13 protein-coding genes are annotated in these 15,444 nt (G+C 71.9%); 1 reads left to right on the top strand and 12 read right to left on the bottom strand.

Annotation, left to right across the window (positions count from 1 at the left end):
• Nucleotides 1–26 precede the first annotated feature (26 nt).
• From J2W45_RS02685 to coaD, 10 genes are all read right to left on the bottom strand, one after another.
• Nucleotides 27–1,322, bottom strand: coding sequence for a hypothetical protein (locus tag J2W45_RS02685; RefSeq protein ID WP_310128802.1), 1,296 nt, complete (start codon nt 1,320–1,322; stop codon nt 27–29).
• A gap of 1 nt (nt 1,323) precedes the next feature.
• Nucleotides 1,324–3,789: a hypothetical protein gene (locus J2W45_RS02680; protein WP_310128801.1), complete on the bottom strand. Its 2,466-nt coding sequence runs from the start codon at nt 3,787–3,789 to the stop codon at nt 1,324–1,326.
• Nucleotides 3,790–3,868: 79 nt separating this feature from the next.
• On the bottom strand, nt 3,869–4,780 hold the full coding sequence (mutM, locus tag J2W45_RS02675; protein ID WP_310128800.1) for a bifunctional DNA-formamidopyrimidine glycosylase/DNA-(apurinic or apyrimidinic site) lyase: 912 nt from the start codon (nt 4,778–4,780) through the stop codon (nt 3,869–3,871).
• The gene (rnc, locus tag J2W45_RS02670) at nt 4,758–5,471 is read right to left on the bottom strand and encodes a ribonuclease III (RefSeq protein WP_310134883.1); all 714 of its coding nucleotides are present in this window, start codon (nt 5,469–5,471) and stop codon (nt 4,758–4,760) included. The genes mutM and rnc overlap by 23 nt, the downstream gene beginning before the upstream one ends.
• 40 nt (nt 5,472–5,511) lie before the next feature.
• Entirely contained in the window at nt 5,512–5,715 is a 204-nt protein-coding gene (gene rpmF, locus J2W45_RS02665; protein WP_310128799.1) for a 50S ribosomal protein L32, read from the bottom strand.
• A gap of 2 nt (nt 5,716–5,717) precedes the next feature.
• Nucleotides 5,718–6,284, bottom strand: a complete 567-nt coding sequence (locus tag J2W45_RS02660; RefSeq protein ID WP_310128797.1) for a YceD family protein — start codon at nt 6,282–6,284, stop codon at nt 5,718–5,720.
• A gap of 11 nt (nt 6,285–6,295) precedes the next feature.
• Nucleotides 6,296–8,560, bottom strand: a complete 2,265-nt coding sequence (locus tag J2W45_RS02655) for a transglutaminase TgpA family protein (protein ID WP_310128795.1) — start codon at nt 8,558–8,560, stop codon at nt 6,296–6,298.
• A complete protein-coding gene (locus tag J2W45_RS02650; RefSeq protein ID WP_310128793.1) occupies nt 8,553–9,884 on the bottom strand; it encodes a DUF58 domain-containing protein in 1,332 nt (443 codons plus the stop codon). The genes J2W45_RS02655 and J2W45_RS02650 overlap by 8 nt, the downstream gene beginning before the upstream one ends.
• 1 nt (nt 9,885) lies before the next feature.
• The gene (locus J2W45_RS02645) at nt 9,886–10,986 is read right to left on the bottom strand and encodes an AAA family ATPase (RefSeq protein WP_310128791.1); all 1,101 of its coding nucleotides are present in this window, start codon (nt 10,984–10,986) and stop codon (nt 9,886–9,888) included.
• A 38-nt stretch (nt 10,987–11,024) separates the two neighbouring features.
• A complete protein-coding gene (coaD, locus tag J2W45_RS02640; protein WP_310128790.1) occupies nt 11,025–11,507 on the bottom strand; it encodes a pantetheine-phosphate adenylyltransferase in 483 nt (160 codons plus the stop codon).
• A 144-nt stretch (nt 11,508–11,651) separates the two neighbouring features.
• On the opposite strand from coaD, the gene J2W45_RS02635 reads away from it, so the two are divergent.
• Nucleotides 11,652–12,299, top strand: coding sequence for a hypothetical protein (locus J2W45_RS02635; protein ID WP_310128788.1), 648 nt, complete (start codon nt 11,652–11,654; stop codon nt 12,297–12,299).
• Between the two features lie 37 nt (nt 12,300–12,336).
• Here the strand turns inward: J2W45_RS02635 and J2W45_RS02630 are convergent, their stop codons facing one another.
• Together J2W45_RS02630 and J2W45_RS02625 are read right to left on the bottom strand one after the other, a co-directional pair.
• Complete coding sequence (locus J2W45_RS02630) at nt 12,337–14,565, bottom strand: ATP-dependent DNA helicase RecG (protein WP_310128786.1); 2,229 nt, start codon at nt 14,563–14,565, stop codon at nt 12,337–12,339.
• Nucleotides 14,562–15,398, bottom strand: coding sequence for a hypothetical protein (locus J2W45_RS02625; RefSeq protein WP_310128785.1), 837 nt, complete (start codon nt 15,396–15,398; stop codon nt 14,562–14,564). The genes J2W45_RS02630 and J2W45_RS02625 overlap by 4 nt, the downstream gene beginning before the upstream one ends.
• Between the last annotated feature and the right edge of the window lie 46 nt (nt 15,399–15,444).

Below are 15,444 nucleotides of genomic sequence, written 5' to 3'. Positions count from 1 at the left end.
CGGCTGCTCCCGCCGCGAGGCGGTGCTCAGTGCAGCGCCACGGAGTAGCCGCCGACGAATTCGCGGCGCTCCGACGTGAGCGTGAAACGGAGCAGATGCCACGCGCCGCCCGGCCCGCCGAGCCCGCGCGCCACGGATTCCGCCTCGAGGCGGCGGAGATCGAGCAGGCGAGTGAACGCCTCCGGCAGCGCCTTCTCCAGCGGCGCGTCGGTCTGCAGACCCGCCTCCCCGACACGGTCGGGGCCGAGTTTCTCGATCAGCTGACGGGCGCCGCCCGGCCGGGCGAGCATCGCGGCCAGCTCCCCGCTCCGGCCCCCCAGCCGCTGCAGCAGAGCCCGCGACCGCACGATCGTGGTCCGGCCGTCCTCGCGGAAGGCGGTGAGGAGGTGGGCGGTGCCGCCGAGGTCCACGCCGGCCCGCACTTCCTTTACGTCCGGCGCCTCGATCCCTGCCACATCATCGGGTGGGAGGAACCCCTGAAGCAGCGGCAGCACGGCCGTTCCCCCGTGCGTGACCTCGAGCGTCGCGCCATCCGGGACCAGGCCGCCCAGGCCCATCAGCAGCGGCTGCAGATCCGCGTCGGGCGCCAGGATGTCGAGGTTCCGCTGCCCGATGTGCCGGTTCTCGTTGACCAGCAGCGGCCCCTGGTAGTCGTCGGCGGGGCACGTCGCGCTCGCGATCATGCACCAGTGCCCGAAGGCGCCCTCGCCCACGGTCCAGGGCGCGTCGAGCTCGACGACGGCCACCGACCCCGGACGGGTGCGGTCATCCAGCTTGTCGACCATCCTGCCGCCGACGAAGTGCTGCTCGTAGTAGGGGTCGGAGGCGTTGCCCGCGCCGATGAACCCGGGTTCCACCACCCAGACGCGCACGTGCACGCCGACCGCGGGCAGCAGCCCGAGATTCCACACGCGGACGAACACGCGGTAGCTGCGCCCGGCCTGAGCGGTCGCCTCGAGACGGTACGGATCGAAGGGGCCGGGATAGGCGGCGTCCAGGAGCAGGATGTCCGGCGACTCCCAGCACACCGTCGGCGGCCAGAGCGGTCGCTGCCCGCGGTCCCCCGGCGACATCGCGCGTATCAGCAGGTACGGGTAGACGTCCTCGCGGCGCGGCCGATGCTCCTTCGAGATGGACCGGGCCAGCTCCTCCCACTCCCGGGCGCGGCCGGGATCGGGCTTCCAGCCCGGGTCCGGGTCGGGGAAGTCCGGCTTCCGCGGCGGCGCGCCGACCGGGTCCTCGACGGTGCCGGCCTGCTCCGCCAATTCTTCCGGCGTCAGTTCGGGATGCTCGGGCGGCCTCGGCTGCCGATCGTCGTCCATGTCATCCCTCCCTCAGCCAGCGGCGCCACTCGTGGTCGGTGAACGGTTCGTGCGGCTTCGACGGCAGGCAGGCATCCGGTGTCTGCGGCCCGGGCGGCGGCACCACGTCACGCGTCAGGTAGTGCACGGCGAGATCGCGCGTCGGATCGTACAGGCGCGTCTCGGCCGGCGGATCGCCCGCGACGAAGGGAGGTGCGTCGGTGTCGGGATGCAGGAACTGCGGCGGCGTGCAGGGCTGGGTGTACGCGAAGCCGGTCGTGTCGGTGGCGTACTCCCACTCCCCGCGGGTGGGATGCGCGGCATCCCGGCCCAGCCCGTGGCGGTCGAAATCCCAGCAGTGCCAGGCGTAACCGCGATCGCTGTCGAGGTTGAAGTCGCTCTGCGGGAACTCGTCGCCGGGCTCCCCTGCCATGATCGTGACGAGATACGTGCTGTAGTCGATCGGACCGCCGAGATGCTTGTCCTGCGGAAGCAGGTCTTCGAGCTCGGAGAAGGTCTTGCCCGGCGACCCGGCATCCGACAGGCGTTGACGCGCCTCGTCGCTGCCGGCCAGCGCCGACAGCAGCAGCCTGCTGTCCTGCATGACGAGATACGGACCGACATGGGTCGCAGCGTCCTCCCGGGGAACGCCGTCGCCCGCTTGGTTCACCAGCGGGTAGCGCCACGGCGCCACCCACTCGCTCGGCTTGAACTCGGTGGAATCGCCGGCGTACGGCAGACGATGGGTCAGTCCGAGAGCGGACGTGATGTCGATGTCCGAGACGTCGTCCGGGTCGTCGCGCACGATGTTGCGCGGGTAGCCCCGGTCGATCCCGAACGAGGCGCCGGAATGCAGGCGTCCCGAGGGCTCGGTGATCACCATGGCCTGCACGCCGACCCCGGTCGGGTCGTCGAGGGCCGATGCGATGCTGAAGGATCCGCTCGCGGCGCCCAGCGTGACCAGGCCACCGTCGATCTCGTCCGGTTTCGGCATCAGGAAGCCGGACATGACGAGGGCGCGCCGGGCGAGGAGATATAGGTTCCACAGCGGCACGACGAGTCCGTAGTACAGCGCCTCCCGGGCCGGGAAGGTGAGCGGGTCGAGGATGAGGCCGGGCAGGATCGTCGCGAGCCACAGGGCGACCTGCGCCAGGTACACGGCCCACGCGAACAGCGCGAGGAGCAGGTCGAGCAGGGTGAACGAGTCGTCGTCGTCCACATCCGCGCCGTTCGAGTCGCTCACCCCGCTGCCGCCGCCGCCCGGAGGCGTCGGGAACGAGTGGTCGGTGAACACGTCCGGAGGTTCCGGCGCCTGCGGGCTGAGCCCGTCCTTGCAGGTGATCTTGAGGTATCCGTAGACGATCGTCCACATCTGCGCCATGGCGTCCGCGTTGGGACGGCCGTCCGGATGGCCCTGCGCATCGGTCTCCGAATACGGCGGATCCTGGCTCAGGATGCGCGGGCCGTCCGGATGGACGAGAGCCATCGCATCCGTCAGCGCCTGGACGAGGTGGTCGGGCAGACCCTCGGTGTCCTGGTCGAAATGCGCGCGCCGGTGCGCGGCCCCGTTCGGTCCCTGCGAGGTGTCGTAGGCGGGGAATCCGGTGAAGTAGTCGAACCGCGGGCCGTCCGCCCGGCCGGCGTAGGGAGCGTCACCCCGGTGGACGAACGCGACCCGGAAGTGCAGCGCGCTCAGGCCGAACTCGCCGTACAGAGGCCCGCTGTTGCCCGCGTCGTAGTTCTGGCTGTCGATGTGGCTCTCGACCAGGTGATGCCGCTGCCAGTGGTCCCGGTACGGTCCGCCGGTCTTCGCGTTCGTGAACGCGTGGCCGGTGACGTCGGTGCCGCAGTGCGTCATCCACCCCACCGCGAAGGCCACGCGCGCCTCCGCGTCGTGCCGCTCGTCGTCGGTGGTCGCGGCAGCCAGTGCGTCCGAGGCCTGCCGGTAGAGCACGTGGGCGAACTGGTAGGTGCGCCGGTAGTGGAAGGTGTCGGCCCAGTAGAAGTCGGCGTTCCCGTATCCCTGCGGTGCTCCGGAGGTGAGCACTCCGAACCAATCGCCCATGGTCGCCAGAAGCCCCTTGAAGGCGGTCATGACGGCCGACGTCAGCTCATCCACGATCTGCCCGAGCTGAGCGGACAGCCCGCCCGTCAGCTGGGAGGCGAGCTGGGAGTTGTTCGTGGAGATCGGATCGATCCACTTCTCCCACTTGGCGACGAACTCCTCGTCGACCACGTCCCACACGTCGATCACCCACTGGATGACCTGGCGGATGACGACGCCCTTGGTGCCGGCGAAGTCCGGGAGCATGTAGAAGAGGTCGGGGCCGAGCGCCCCGAGGGCCAGGTAGTTCCGCCAGGTGTGGCAGAGCTCGCCGACGCGCTGGGCCTCGGCGCTGTCGACGCCCCACCCCGGCGGGACCTGACCCGCTCGGAGCCGTTCGGCGGTCTGGTGGGCCACCTCCATGTGCACATACCAGCCGGGCATGGCCGCCCCCTTCAGCCAGCGCGCACCGGCCGGCGCGTGCTGAAACGCGCTCAGAGTAGCCCCGTCGTGCCGAGCGTGGCTAGGCGGCTGTCACGCCTCGCAGCCGCTGGCAGTGCGGGCAGAAGTGCGACCCGCGGTTCATGAACTGCTCGCGCACGATCGGCGTGCCGCAGCGCGGGCACGGCTCGCCCTGGCGGCCGTAGGCGTTGAGGCTGTGCGAGAAGTAGCCCGAGTTGCCGTTGACGTTGACGTATTGCGCGTCGAAGCTCGTGCCTCCCTCGGCCAGCGCCTTCTCGAGCACGTGACGGATTTCGGCGAGCAGGGTGCGCACACGGGCGCGGCTGAGCGAGGCTGCCGGCTGGGCGTAGTGGATGCGCGCGGCCCACAGCGCCTCGTCGGCGTAGATGTTGCCGATGCCGCTGATCAGCGTCTGGTCGAGCAGCGCTCGCTTGATGCCCGTGTTCTTGCGCGCGAGAGCCGCGGCGAAGCGGGCGTCGTCGAAGGCCGGATCGAGCGGATCGCGGGCGATGTGGGTCACCTGGGTCGGGATCAGCGGTTCGTCCGTCCCGAGACCGCCGTGGGCTCCGTCGTCCGTCGGCACCAGCGCGTCCACGGCCATCGAGCCGAAGATCCTCTGGTCGACGAAGTGCACCCACAGCTCCCCGTGCTCGGGGCTCTCGATGTGCAAGCGGATGCGCAGCAGACCCGCCTCGACCGTGCCCGGCTCCCGGAGCAGGATCTGGCCGCTCATCCCGAGGTGAGCGACGATCGCGCGGCGGGGTGCTCCCTGCAGCGGGATCCAGAGGAACTTGCCGCGGCGCACCGGCCCCTCCATGACGCGGCCGGTGAGCAGCGTCTCGAACGCGCCGGCGACCGGGTCGTGCCGCTTCAGCGAGCGAGGCTCGAAGACCTCCACACCGAGGATGGTCGCGCCGGTGACGGCGGGCGCGAGGCCCGCACGGACGACCTCAACCTCGGGGAGCTCTGGCACGTTTTCTCGTCAGTTCCGTCCAGGCGCTGAGCGCCGCGGCCATCTCGGCCTGCTTCTTGCTGGTGCCCTCCCCCGTCGCCGTGACGAGGCTGCCGACGGCGACCGTGGCGTGGAAGGTCTTGGAGTGGTCCGGCCCGGTGTTGGTCACCGTGTAGACCGGCAGCCCGGCGCCGCGGTGGGCGGCGGCCTCCTGCAGGCTGGTCTTCGGGTCCATGGCGGCGCCGAAGCGCTCCGGGTCGTCGAGCAGGGGCTCGATCAGGCGCAGGACCAGCGCGGTCGCGGCATCGCCGCCCGCGTCCAGGTAGGTGGCGCCGATCAGCGCCTCCACGGTGTCGGCCAGGATGGACGCTTTCTCGCGGCCGCCGCTCTGATTCTCGCCGCGGCCGAGCTTGAGGTACTCGCCGAGGCCGATGCCGCGGGCCACCTCCGCCAGCGCGACGGAGCTCACGAGGCTGGCCCGGCGTTTCGCGAGCTCGCCCTCGTCGAGGTCCGGGTTCTCGCGGAACAGCTTCACCGTGACGGCCTGCCCCAGGATGGAGTCGCCGAGGAACTCGAGGCGCTCGTTGTTGGGGATGCCGCCGTGCTCGTACGCGTACGAGCGATGGGTCAGCGCAAGCTCGAGAAGCTCGGGGTCGATGTCGACCCCGAGCTTCTCGAGAAGTGTGCTGCGGTCAGGGTTCTCTCCGACCACGGTGCTCACCGTGACTGTGTTCGTCGCTGCTGGGCGACGATCAGACGTCGGCGACCTTGCGGCCCTTGTACTCGAGGAAGAGGGCGGTGCCCGCAGAGTCCTCGACGACCTTCGCACGGTGCGGCAGGCTGTAGGTGACCTTGCCGCCCTCGATGGTCTTGACCAGCGTGGGGGCAGTGGCCTTCCACTGCGAACGGCGGGCGTGGGTGTTGGCGCGCGACTGCTTCCGCTTGGGGACGGCCATGACTATCTCTTCTCTGTGTTCGTTCCGCGAGGGTTCGGTCGGGGTTCATCGGTGTCGGAAGCCTGGAATCCGGCAAGCGCAGACCAACGAGGATCGATGGTCTGGGTGGGCTCGCGATCCGGTTCATCCGCCAGCCTCTCCCCGGTCTCGGGGTCGAGACCCGGGCAGTCCGGCCGGCACACCGGCTGGAAGGGCAGTGACAGCACCACCGCATCCCTGATCAGAGGTTCAAGATCCACGTGGTCGTCGTGAACCTCATAATCGAAAGCTTCGTCAGAAGGATACGCGAAAAGTTCTTGGAAATCGACTTGGACGGACTGCTCGATGTCGGTGAGGCAGCGTCCGCAGACGCCGGTCGCGGTCGTCACGGCGTCCGCGGTCGCGAGGATCCCCTCGTGCATCGACTCCAGACGGAGGTCGAGATCGATGGTCTCGCCCTCCGGGACGCTGATCAGCCCCTCGCCCAGTTTCTCCGTCACGGGGATGCTGATGCGCTGCTCGCGCATGGCGCCGGGGTGGCGGATGAGGTCGTACACATTGATGGCGTACGGGGAGTTCTTCGTGGTCACGAGGAACTATTTTACGCGGCGCTCCGGGGTCGTGCGGCGGAAGGCCAGCCCGCTGGCAGCAAGGACACAGGAATCAGCGCGGCCTTGAGCCGCACGCCCGCGCCGGCCTGAGCCTCCAGCGCCGCGATCACGGCCGTAAGGTCGTCCGCGAGACCGCCGGCCCACCGGCGGGCCGGGGGCCCGTAGGCGTCGCGCTCGAGCTCCGCCAGCAGACGGCGAACGGCCTCCTCCCCTGGTGTCCCCGCCACCGCCGCCTCCACCCGGCCCGCGAAGACGCGCGGCGTCTCGGTGGGCGGAGCTGTCCAGCCCAGGTCGCGGACGGTGTCCCGCAGCTCCTCCCACACGATGGTCGCTCCGCCCCACTCGTCGGTGAGCTCGCGGAGCCGCCGGCGCCGCCGCATCCGGCGCCAGGCGGCCGGCACGAGCAGCACGGCGATCACCAGGATGCCCACGCCGATGCCCGTGGCGATCGGCTGCGCGCTCGACTGCGGTGTGAACGACGCGGAGCCCGACGGGTTGGCCGGGTCGGTGGGGACGAGCGCGCGCGGCGCCGCGCCGGAGGTCGACGCCGATGTGGGCGGCGGTGCGGCGGGGTCCGTCTGCGGACGCGTGTAGTCCGGCACCGTCCCGCGGCCCACCGTCGGCTCGAACGGGACCCAGCCGACGCCGGCGAAGTACAGTTCCGGCCAGGCGTGGAGGTCGTCGCTCGTCACCGTGTACTCGCCGGGGTTCGTCGCGGTCCCTCCGCTGGTGGCTCCCGGCAGGTAACCCTCCGCGACCCGCGAGGGGATGCCGAGGGTGCGGGCCATGAGGGCCATGGCGGACGCGTAGTGGACGCAGTATCCGCTCTTGACCTCGAGGAACCGGGCGATGACGCGCGAGCCGTCGCCGTCGAAGCCCTGCTTGAGCGGCGTCTGGGTCGAGTAGACGAAACCGTTGTCGCGGAAGTAGTCCTGGAGCGCGACGGCCTTGTCGTACTCGGTGAGCGCATCCTTCGTCGCCGTCAGGGCCGTCTGCTCGATGATCGTCGGGAGGTTCGGCGGGAGGAAGAGGTCGCGCTGCACGTCCGCCGGCACGAAGCCGCCCGCCGCTTTGAGCTGGTCCGCGGTCGGCTCCAGGACCAGGCTGGTGGCCGTGTATCGCTGACCCTGCGTCGTCGCGTTGATGCCGCCGATGGTGAGGTCGTCCGGGTCCCACGACCAGGTGCCGCTGAGTCCCTTCACCGAGCGCACCGGCGCCGGGGCGGGCAGCCAGCGGCTCGTCATGTTGTCGATGGCCACCGTCGTGGTGATCTTGGTCGTCTTGACCGTGTCCGACAGTCCGGCCACCGGGCCGATGGTGGCTCCGTCCGAGAGCCGGCTCGTGTCGCGCTCGCGGTGCTTCCAGACGGAGCCGGTGAACTGGTCCAGCGACGCGAGTTTGAGGTACTGCCCGTTCGCCGACGTGGTCGTGTACGTGAGAGCCCGGACCGCCGCCGGGCGGCGCAGGTCCTTTCCCAGATCCACGAGCGGAGTAACTGTGCCGCCGATCGAGATGCCGCCGGCGGTGAACGAGGTGGCGCCCCCCTGGTCGAAGCCGGGTGCGGTGCCCGCGAGCACGACGGCGATCGCGACCGCCGACGCGCCGACGGACAGCGCGGCGCCGGGGCGCGGTGTGGCCGAACGCCGGGTGCGGATGTCACTGCGCAGCAGCCAGAGGTAGGCGGCGGCGGATGCGGCGAGGGCGAACGGATCGAGGCCGTCGCCGAGCAGCGCGCCGGGCACGACCAGTACGGCCGCCACGGCCAGGGCGGTGAACGCGGGCGTCCGGACGGCCACGGCGAGGGTGTCGAGCATGAGGGCCAGCAGGCAGCCGCCGCCGACCACGAGGAACAGGAACTCGGGCAGCGGCTCGGCGGGCGTCCCCTGCTGGTAGATGGACAGCATGGCCTGCTGCAGGGACTGCGACCATGCCGAGACGGTGGCGGGCGTCGGGATGAGGCCGAGCAGGCCGGTGCCGCGCCCGAACGCGATCGTCATGATCGCCGCCGACTCCACGACGAGGAGCACCGGGACGACGCCGCGGGGCACCCCGAGACTGCGGAGACCGGCGCCGGTCGCGAGCACCGCCGCCGCGGTCCCGACGAGGGCGAACCACCAGCCCGGTCCCTGGATCAGCCCGACCAGCGCGTAGCTCAGGGCCAGCACCTGCAGCATCAGGGCGCCGGTGATGCGCCAGTAGCCGACCCGCCGGCGTGCGGCGACGCGCGGGACCGCGAACGCGAGGGATTCAGTCACCACCGGCCACCACCCGATCCCGTTGCCGGTGGAGGGCGCGCTGCCAGCATTCGGCGGGGTCGTCGCCGGCCTCGAACCGGACGCAGAGCCAGCCGGCGTCGGCCAAGACCTCTGCGGCCTCCACAGGGGTGGATGCGGCGATGAAGGCGACCGCCGGGTCCCCCATCGAACGCAGGGAGGCGAGAGCGCCGAGCTCCGGGAGCGGCGAGCCGGCGAGCACGGCGAACACGGGCACGGGACGGCCCGCCTTGCGCAGGCCTCCGCCCAGCTCCGCGACGGCGTCGTCTCGCCCGTGGCCGGACGACTCCACGCCGGCGAGGTCGGCGAGCAGCATCCGGTCCGCGCTTCCGGAGTCGTACGTCGCGGTGGTGGAGCCCAGCGTGCCGGTGCGGCCGGCGCCGCTGCGGCCCGAGAGCTGCCGGTCCCCCGTCTCCACCACACTGACGACGAATCCCTCGTCGAGCAGGTGGACGCCGATCGAGGCGACCAGATCGACCAGCGTCTCGAACTCGTCGGCGGCGGACGGGGTGTGCGCGCCGAGCGCGCGGGTGTCGATCAGCATCCACGCCTCGGGATTGCTGCGCTGCTCCTCCTGCCGGACCATCAGCTGGTCGTGACGGGCGGTGGCGCGCCAGTGGACGCGCCGCAGCGGGTCGCCGGGGCGGTACTCGCGCGCGATCAGCTCGTCGGCGCTCGGGATGCTGTGGCGCAGCAGCTCGTGCTCCGTGCCCTCGCTGTGGGCCACATCCAGCTCGCCGCGGGACAGCGGGACGACGCGCGGGGTCACGAGCAGCTGGCGCGGCTGGCCGATCGCGTACTCGGCGTACGCGACGCCGAACGGGTCGGTGCGGCTCACGACGAGCGGGCCGACCGCGTGGGCGCCGCGGCGCTCCGGGATCACATCCTGACGCAGCACGACGGTGTCGCGGCCGAGGCCGCCGTCCGGCTGGTGCGCGCCGAGCCGCGGGAACGCGGCGGACGGCTGCACGCCGACCACGGCCGGCGCCGACTCGCGCCAGCGTGCCGCCGGGCTGGGCCGGGCCGACTGGTTCCGGGCGGTCGTGACGATGGTGGTGCGCTCGCCCACGGCGACGACGTCCGGGTGGAAGCTGCGGGTGACGGTGAGCCGCGGCCGGTCCACCGTTACCGAGATCATCGCGGCGAGCGGCAGGACGGTGAGGAACACGCCGACGAACAGCACGTCGGTGCGGCCGAACAGCGCCGAGGCGACCAGCGCGACGACACCGACGGCGCCCAGCGTCCACCCGCGCGCGGTCGGGCGCGGCCGCTTCAGCGGCGAGGAGGCGCGACCGCGGACCAGCACGCTAGCGTCCCGAGCGGCCCAGAGTCGCAGTACCCACGGCGCCGGGCTGCTGCGCGGATCCGGCGGAGCCCGATCCGACCGGGACCGGCGTCGAGGCGACGATCCGGCGCACGATGTCCGCGATCACGGGCGCGCTCTCGTGGTGATGGCCGAGCGCGCGGCTGGTGGGCAGCAGACGATGCCCAAGTACGGGGACCGCCAGGGCGTCCACGTCGTCGGGGAGCACGAAGTCCCGGCCGGCCAGGGCGGCCATGGCCTTCGCCGCGCGGATGAGCTGCAGCGTGGCGCGCGGGCTGGCGCCCAGCCGCAGGTCGCGGTCCTCGCGGGTGGCCCGCACGAGGTCGACCGCGTACTGCTTCACCGGCGTCGACGCGAACACGTTGCGCGCGGTGATCATCATCGCCCGCAGCTCGTCGGAGGTGACGACGGGCCGGATGCGCGAGAGCGGGCTCGACGTGTCGCGCGTCGTCAGCATGGCGAGCTCGGAGCCCTCGTCGGGGTACCCCATCGCGATGCGGGCCATGAAGCGGTCGCGCTGGGCCTCCGGGAGGGCGTAGGTGCCCTCCATCTCCACCGGGTTCTGCGTGGCCACCACGATGAACGGTGCGGCCAGCGGATAGGTCGAGCCGTCGACGGTGACCTGCCGCTCCTCCATGCACTCCAGGAGCGCGGACTGGGTCTTCGGGCTGGCGCGGTTGATCTCGTCGCCGATGACGATGTTCGCGAAGATCGCACCCGGCTTGAACTCGAAGCGCCGCTCCGCCTGGTTGTACACGGACACGCCGGTCACGTCGCTCGGCAGGAGGTCCGGGGTGAACTGGATGCGGCTCACCGTGCAGTCGACCGACTTCGCCAGCGACTTGGCCAGCATCGTCTTGCCGACGCCCGGGACGTCCTCGATCAGCAGGTGCCCCTCGGCGAGGAGGACGACGAGCGCCGTCTGAACGGCCTCGTGCTTGCCGTCGATGACGGATTCGACGTTCGCCGTGATCTGCTCGGCAGCGCGCTGCAGCTCGTCCAGGTCCATGAGCGCGGCCGCGCCGGTGTCCTCCTGGGGCGCCACAGAGGACTCGGTGGGCTGGCGCGTCGCGTAACTGTTCATTGCCCTCGGCTCACGTCTCTGGATTCACGTCTGTGGGGTCACGTCTCTTGCAGGTACTCGTGCACGACCGGCGGCACGTACGGGCTGACGTCCCCGCCCAGGGCGGAGACCTGCCGGACCAGCGAGCTGGAGACGTGCGCGTTCGCGGGGTTCGGGAGCAGGAAGACCGTCTCGACGTCGGCGAGGTGACGGTTGACGATCGCCATCGGCGTCTCGTAGGCGACGTCCACCTGCGAGCGGATGCCCTTCACCAGCACGTGCGCTCCCACGTCGGTGCAGTAGTCCACCAGGAGCCCGACGGACCAGGAGGCGATGACGATGTTGCCGACGATGCCCGCATCCTCGATGGACCGCTCCAGCAGGGCGACCCGCTGCGCGATGGGCAGCAGTGCGGACTTGTCCGGGTTGTGGACCACGACGACGTGGACCTCGTCCCACATGCCCGCCGCACGCTCGATCACGTCGAGGTGCCCGAGCGTGACCGGGTCGAACGATCCAGGGACAACGGCGATCCTGTTCATAGACCTTCAGACTATCCCGCGGATCCCGGCATTTCGTTGTGAATCCGTTACCAAGCAGTTCGCGGCCCCCGCACGTCACGATCGGCGGCCGTTCCCGTCTTCAGAGGTGAGACAACGCATCCGCACCCGGGAGAGGACCACGACGTGACGACCACCGCGGCGGCCGCCGAGCGGCGCGCATCCATCGGCTCGCCGGGGCACCTGCGCGCGGCCGTGCGCGACTACGGCGTGCTGGGCGTGCTGGCCCGCTCCGCTGTCATCGCCGCCGCGTGCTGCCTCATCGTCGCCCTGGCCTCACTGTCCCGGGCGACGATGCAGCCTGACGGGCGAACTCCGCTGGTCATCGCCGCGGTGTTCGCCGCGTGCTTCGTGGCGAGCGCCCTCGTGGCGGTGGTCGGCAGCCGGGCGGTCCGGCGGCGGGCGGAGCGCGATTTCGCAGTGTTTCGCGAGCGGGGCTGGGTGGCGGCGCAGGTGCCGCTCGATCTCGGCGACGGCCGAGGGAGCGCGCTCGGAATCCTGACCCATCCCGGCTTCGACGAGATGGAGACGGAGGAGAGCGCGACGCGGATCGAGCGCCGGCTCGCCTCGCTCAGCCCGACGGCACGGGTGGTGACCGTGCACCGATTGCGTGTGGCCGCGCGACGGACGCGCCCCGTCGGGGGCTTCGTGCCGGAGTTGCCGCCCGAGACCCTGCTTACGAACCTCCTCGGTGATCGCCGCCGCGTCGTCGTGCTGCCCGGCGATCCGCGTCGCGGGATGCGCATCCTGCCCTGCGGGCCGTCGTCCCGCTGACCCGGCGACGTGCTGACCCGGCGACCGCGCCGAGCGGTCAGGACTTGCCGAGGAAGGCCCGCTCGCTCTCGTCCAGCCGGCGGGCGAGCGCGGCGCGCAGCGCGGGATGCTCGGCGAGCCCCGGGTCGGACTCCAGTGTCTCCTCAGCCGCGACCCGCGCCTCCGCGATCAGTTCGCCGTCGGAGGCCACGCGCAGCAGGCGCAGCGACGACCGGCCGCCCGACTGGCGGCTGCCGAGCACATCCCCCTCGCGACGCAGTTCCAGGTCGACGTTCGCCAGCTCGAACCCGTCCAGGGTCGCGGCGACCGCCTCCACGCGTTCCCGGGCGAGGGAGCCCTGCTCGGCGGCGGTCACCAGCAGGCACAGTCCGGGGATGTCACCCCGGCCCACCCGGCCGCGCAGCTGGTGCAGCTGGGAGACGCCGAACCGGTCGGCGTCGAGCACCACCATGGCGGAGGCGTTGGGCACGTTCACGCCGACCTCGATGACCGTGGTAGCGATGAGCAGGTCGATGTCGCCGGCCGCGAAGGCGCGCATCACCTCGTCCTTGTTCTCGGAGGGCAGCCGGCCGTGCAGCACGCCGATGCGCGCGTCCCCGAACAGCGGATCGGCGCGCACCTGCGCGGCGACCGCCTCCACGTTCGCGGTGGGCCGCGGCGGTGCGCCGTCGGGCTGCTCCTCGTCGGGCTCCGGCTCCTCGCCGTCGTCCTCCGCATCCTTGCCCGAGATGGCCGGGCAGACGACGAAGACCTGGCGGCCCTTCCCGATCTCCTCGGAGGCCCGCTCCCAGATCCGGCGCTCCCAGCCCGGGCGGTCGGCGAGCGGGACGACGAAGCTCTCGATCCCCTGCCGTCCGGCGGGGAGCTGTGCGATGGTCGACACGTCCAGGTCGCCGAAGACGGTCATGGCGACCGTGCGCGGGATGGGCGTGGCGGTGAGCACGAGGACGTGCGGCGGAGTGCCGCCCTTCGCCCGCAGCGCCTCCCGCTGCTCCACGCCGAAGCGGTGCTGCTCGTCGACGACGACCAGACCGAGGTCGAAGAACGTGACCGCGTCCCCGAGCAGCGCGTGCGTGCCGACCACGATGCGCGCCTGGCCGGACACCGTGCGCAGCAGGGCGCGCTTGCGCTCGGCGGCGGACAGCTGACCCGTCAGCAGGGTCGGCATCAGCTGGGCGGAGAGATCGGGACCGAGCATGGCGGCGATGGAGCGCAGGTGCTGCGCCGCCAGCACCTCGGTCGGGGCGAGCAGGGCGGACTGACCGCCGGAGTCGGCGACCGCGAGCATGGCACGGAGCGCGACCAGCGTCTTGCCGGACCCGACCTCGCCCTGCACCAGCCGGTGCATCGCCGCCGTGCCGGCCAGGTCGCGCTCGATCTCGCCGCCCACGACGTCCTGGTCACCCGTGAGGGCGAAGGGCAGCGCCGCGTCGAACCGTTCGAGCAGGCCGCCGGGCACCGCCTTCCGCGGGGTGGCCGCCACCTCGCGCGTCGCCGCGCGCTGCTGCAGGAGCGCGGCCTGCAGCACGAACGCCTCCTGGAACCGCAGCGTGTCCCGGGCGCGCTGCCACTGCGCATCCTTCTGCGGCCGGTGGATGCCCTCCAACGCGTCGCGGAACGGCACGAGCCCGCGCTCCACGACTACGGAGTCGGGGACGGGGTCGGGCACGTCACCCAGCGCGTCGAGCGCCAGCCCGACCGCCTTCTGCACCTGCCAGCTCGCGACGGTGCCGGTCGCGGGGTAGATCGGGATCGGGGTCATCGCCCAGTCCTTCGCCGCGGCGCTCCCCGGGACCACCGCGTTCTCCGCGTCCGGTTCGAAGAGCTCGTAGTCGGGATGCGCGAGCTGGAGCGCTCCGCGGTACGCCGACACCTTGCCGGCGAAGATGCCCCGGACGCCCGGCGTCAGCTCGCGCGACCGCCACGCCTGGTTGAAGAAGGTGAGGGTCAGGATCCCCTCGCCGTCGGAGATCTTGACCTCGAGGATGCTTCCCCGCCGGGCGCGCATGGGCCGCTCCTGCACCCGCAGCACCTCGGCGATGATCGTGACGTTCTCGTCAAGCGGCAGGTTGGCGAGGGCGGTGAGCTCGCCGCGCTTCGCGTAGCGGCGGGGGTAGTGGCTGAGCAGGTCGGCGACCGTGCGCATCCCGAACGCTTTCTCGAACGCGGATGCGGTGCGGCCCCCGAGCACGCCGCTCAGCCGCGAGTCGAGGCCGACGGCGCCGGCGTCGACTCCGGAGCCGGCCGGGGCGGAGGCGGAGGTCATGACTCGATCGTATGCGTCTCCCCCGGCACTGCGCCGTCGGTCTGCGGTGCGGTGGGAAAGGGACGCCCGCCGGACCCTGTGGAGGGATCCGTGCCGGTGGGTCGCTGCTCGGTCGACCGCTCGAGTTCAGCCAGCTCGGCGGCGACGGCCCGTGCGTCCGGTCGCTCCTCCTGGAGCCGTCGCTGGACGGCCAGCGCTTCGGTCGTCCGTCCCAGCGCCCGCAAGGCTCTGCCCACCGCCCACTGCGCGGCGAAGCGCTGGTCGGGCGTGCCGTAGAGCTCGGCGGCGCGCACCGCATCCTCGAAGGACACCAGCGCGGCCGCCGCGTCGCCGTCGGCGAACCGCGCCCAGCCGCGCAGATCGAACAGCACGGCGCCGAAGCGCAGCAGCCGCGGATCGCCCGTCCCGGCGAGATCGGCGAGCCCCTCCTCGACCCACTGCTCGGACCGCGGGGCGTCCGCCTCGGCGAGGGTCAGCGCGGTCTCCAGCGCGAGGCCGGTGTCGCCGTCACGGCGGGCAGCGCGCAGGGCCGCCTCCAGCAGCGGCACCGCCTCCTCCAGCCGGTCGGCGGCGAGGCGGAGGCGGCCCCGCTCGAGGAGCACGCGCACCTCCAGGACTCCGGAGGCCGGCTCCAGCGAGTCGAGAAGCGCCTCGCCCTCCTCGATGCGCCCCTGCAGACCGAGGGCGCGCGCTCGCTGCGTCTCCAGCTCTGCGCGGACGACCTCCGACCGGTCCGAACGGGCGACGGCGTCGGCCAGGCGTTCTTCGGAGGCGATCGGGTCACCGGGGAGCCACAGGCGGTCGAGCTCTGCCTGCTCCAGGCGTTCCTCCATTCTCATATCTTGGCGGGTGCATCCTCCGCGACGCTAGGCTCGGGGG

Origin of the sequence: Leifsonia shinshuensis, assembly GCF_031456835.1 — a bacterium.
GTDB classification, from domain to species: domain Bacteria; phylum Actinomycetota; class Actinomycetes; order Actinomycetales; family Microbacteriaceae; genus Leifsonia; species Leifsonia shinshuensis_C.
The sequence above is the reverse complement of the archived record's forward strand: the minus strand, read 5'-3'. Positions and strand labels throughout refer to the sequence as shown.

Bases quoted from the DNA above. Each gene is read 5' to 3' on its own strand.
- J2W45_RS02685 (WP_310128802.1), bottom strand. From the start codon at position 1,322: ATGGACGACGATCGGCAGCCGAGGCCGCCCGAGCATCCCGAACTGACG.
- J2W45_RS02630 (WP_310128786.1), bottom strand. From the start codon at position 14,565: ATGACCTCCGCCTCCGCCCCGGCCGGCTCCGGAGTCGACGCCGGCGCC.
- J2W45_RS02680 (WP_310128801.1), bottom strand. From the start codon at position 3,789: ATGCCCGGCTGGTATGTGCACATGGAGGTGGCCCACCAGACCGCCGAA.
- rpmF (WP_310128799.1), bottom strand. From the start codon at position 5,715: ATGGCCGTCCCCAAGCGGAAGCAGTCGCGCGCCAACACCCACGCCCGC.
- J2W45_RS02625 (WP_310128785.1), bottom strand. From the start codon at position 15,398: ATGGAGGAACGCCTGGAGCAGGCAGAGCTCGACCGCCTGTGGCTCCCC.
- coaD (WP_310128790.1), bottom strand. From the start codon at position 11,507: ATGAACAGGATCGCCGTTGTCCCTGGATCGTTCGACCCGGTCACGCTC.
- J2W45_RS02645 (WP_310128791.1), bottom strand. From the start codon at position 10,986: ATGAACAGTTACGCGACGCGCCAGCCCACCGAGTCCTCTGTGGCGCCC.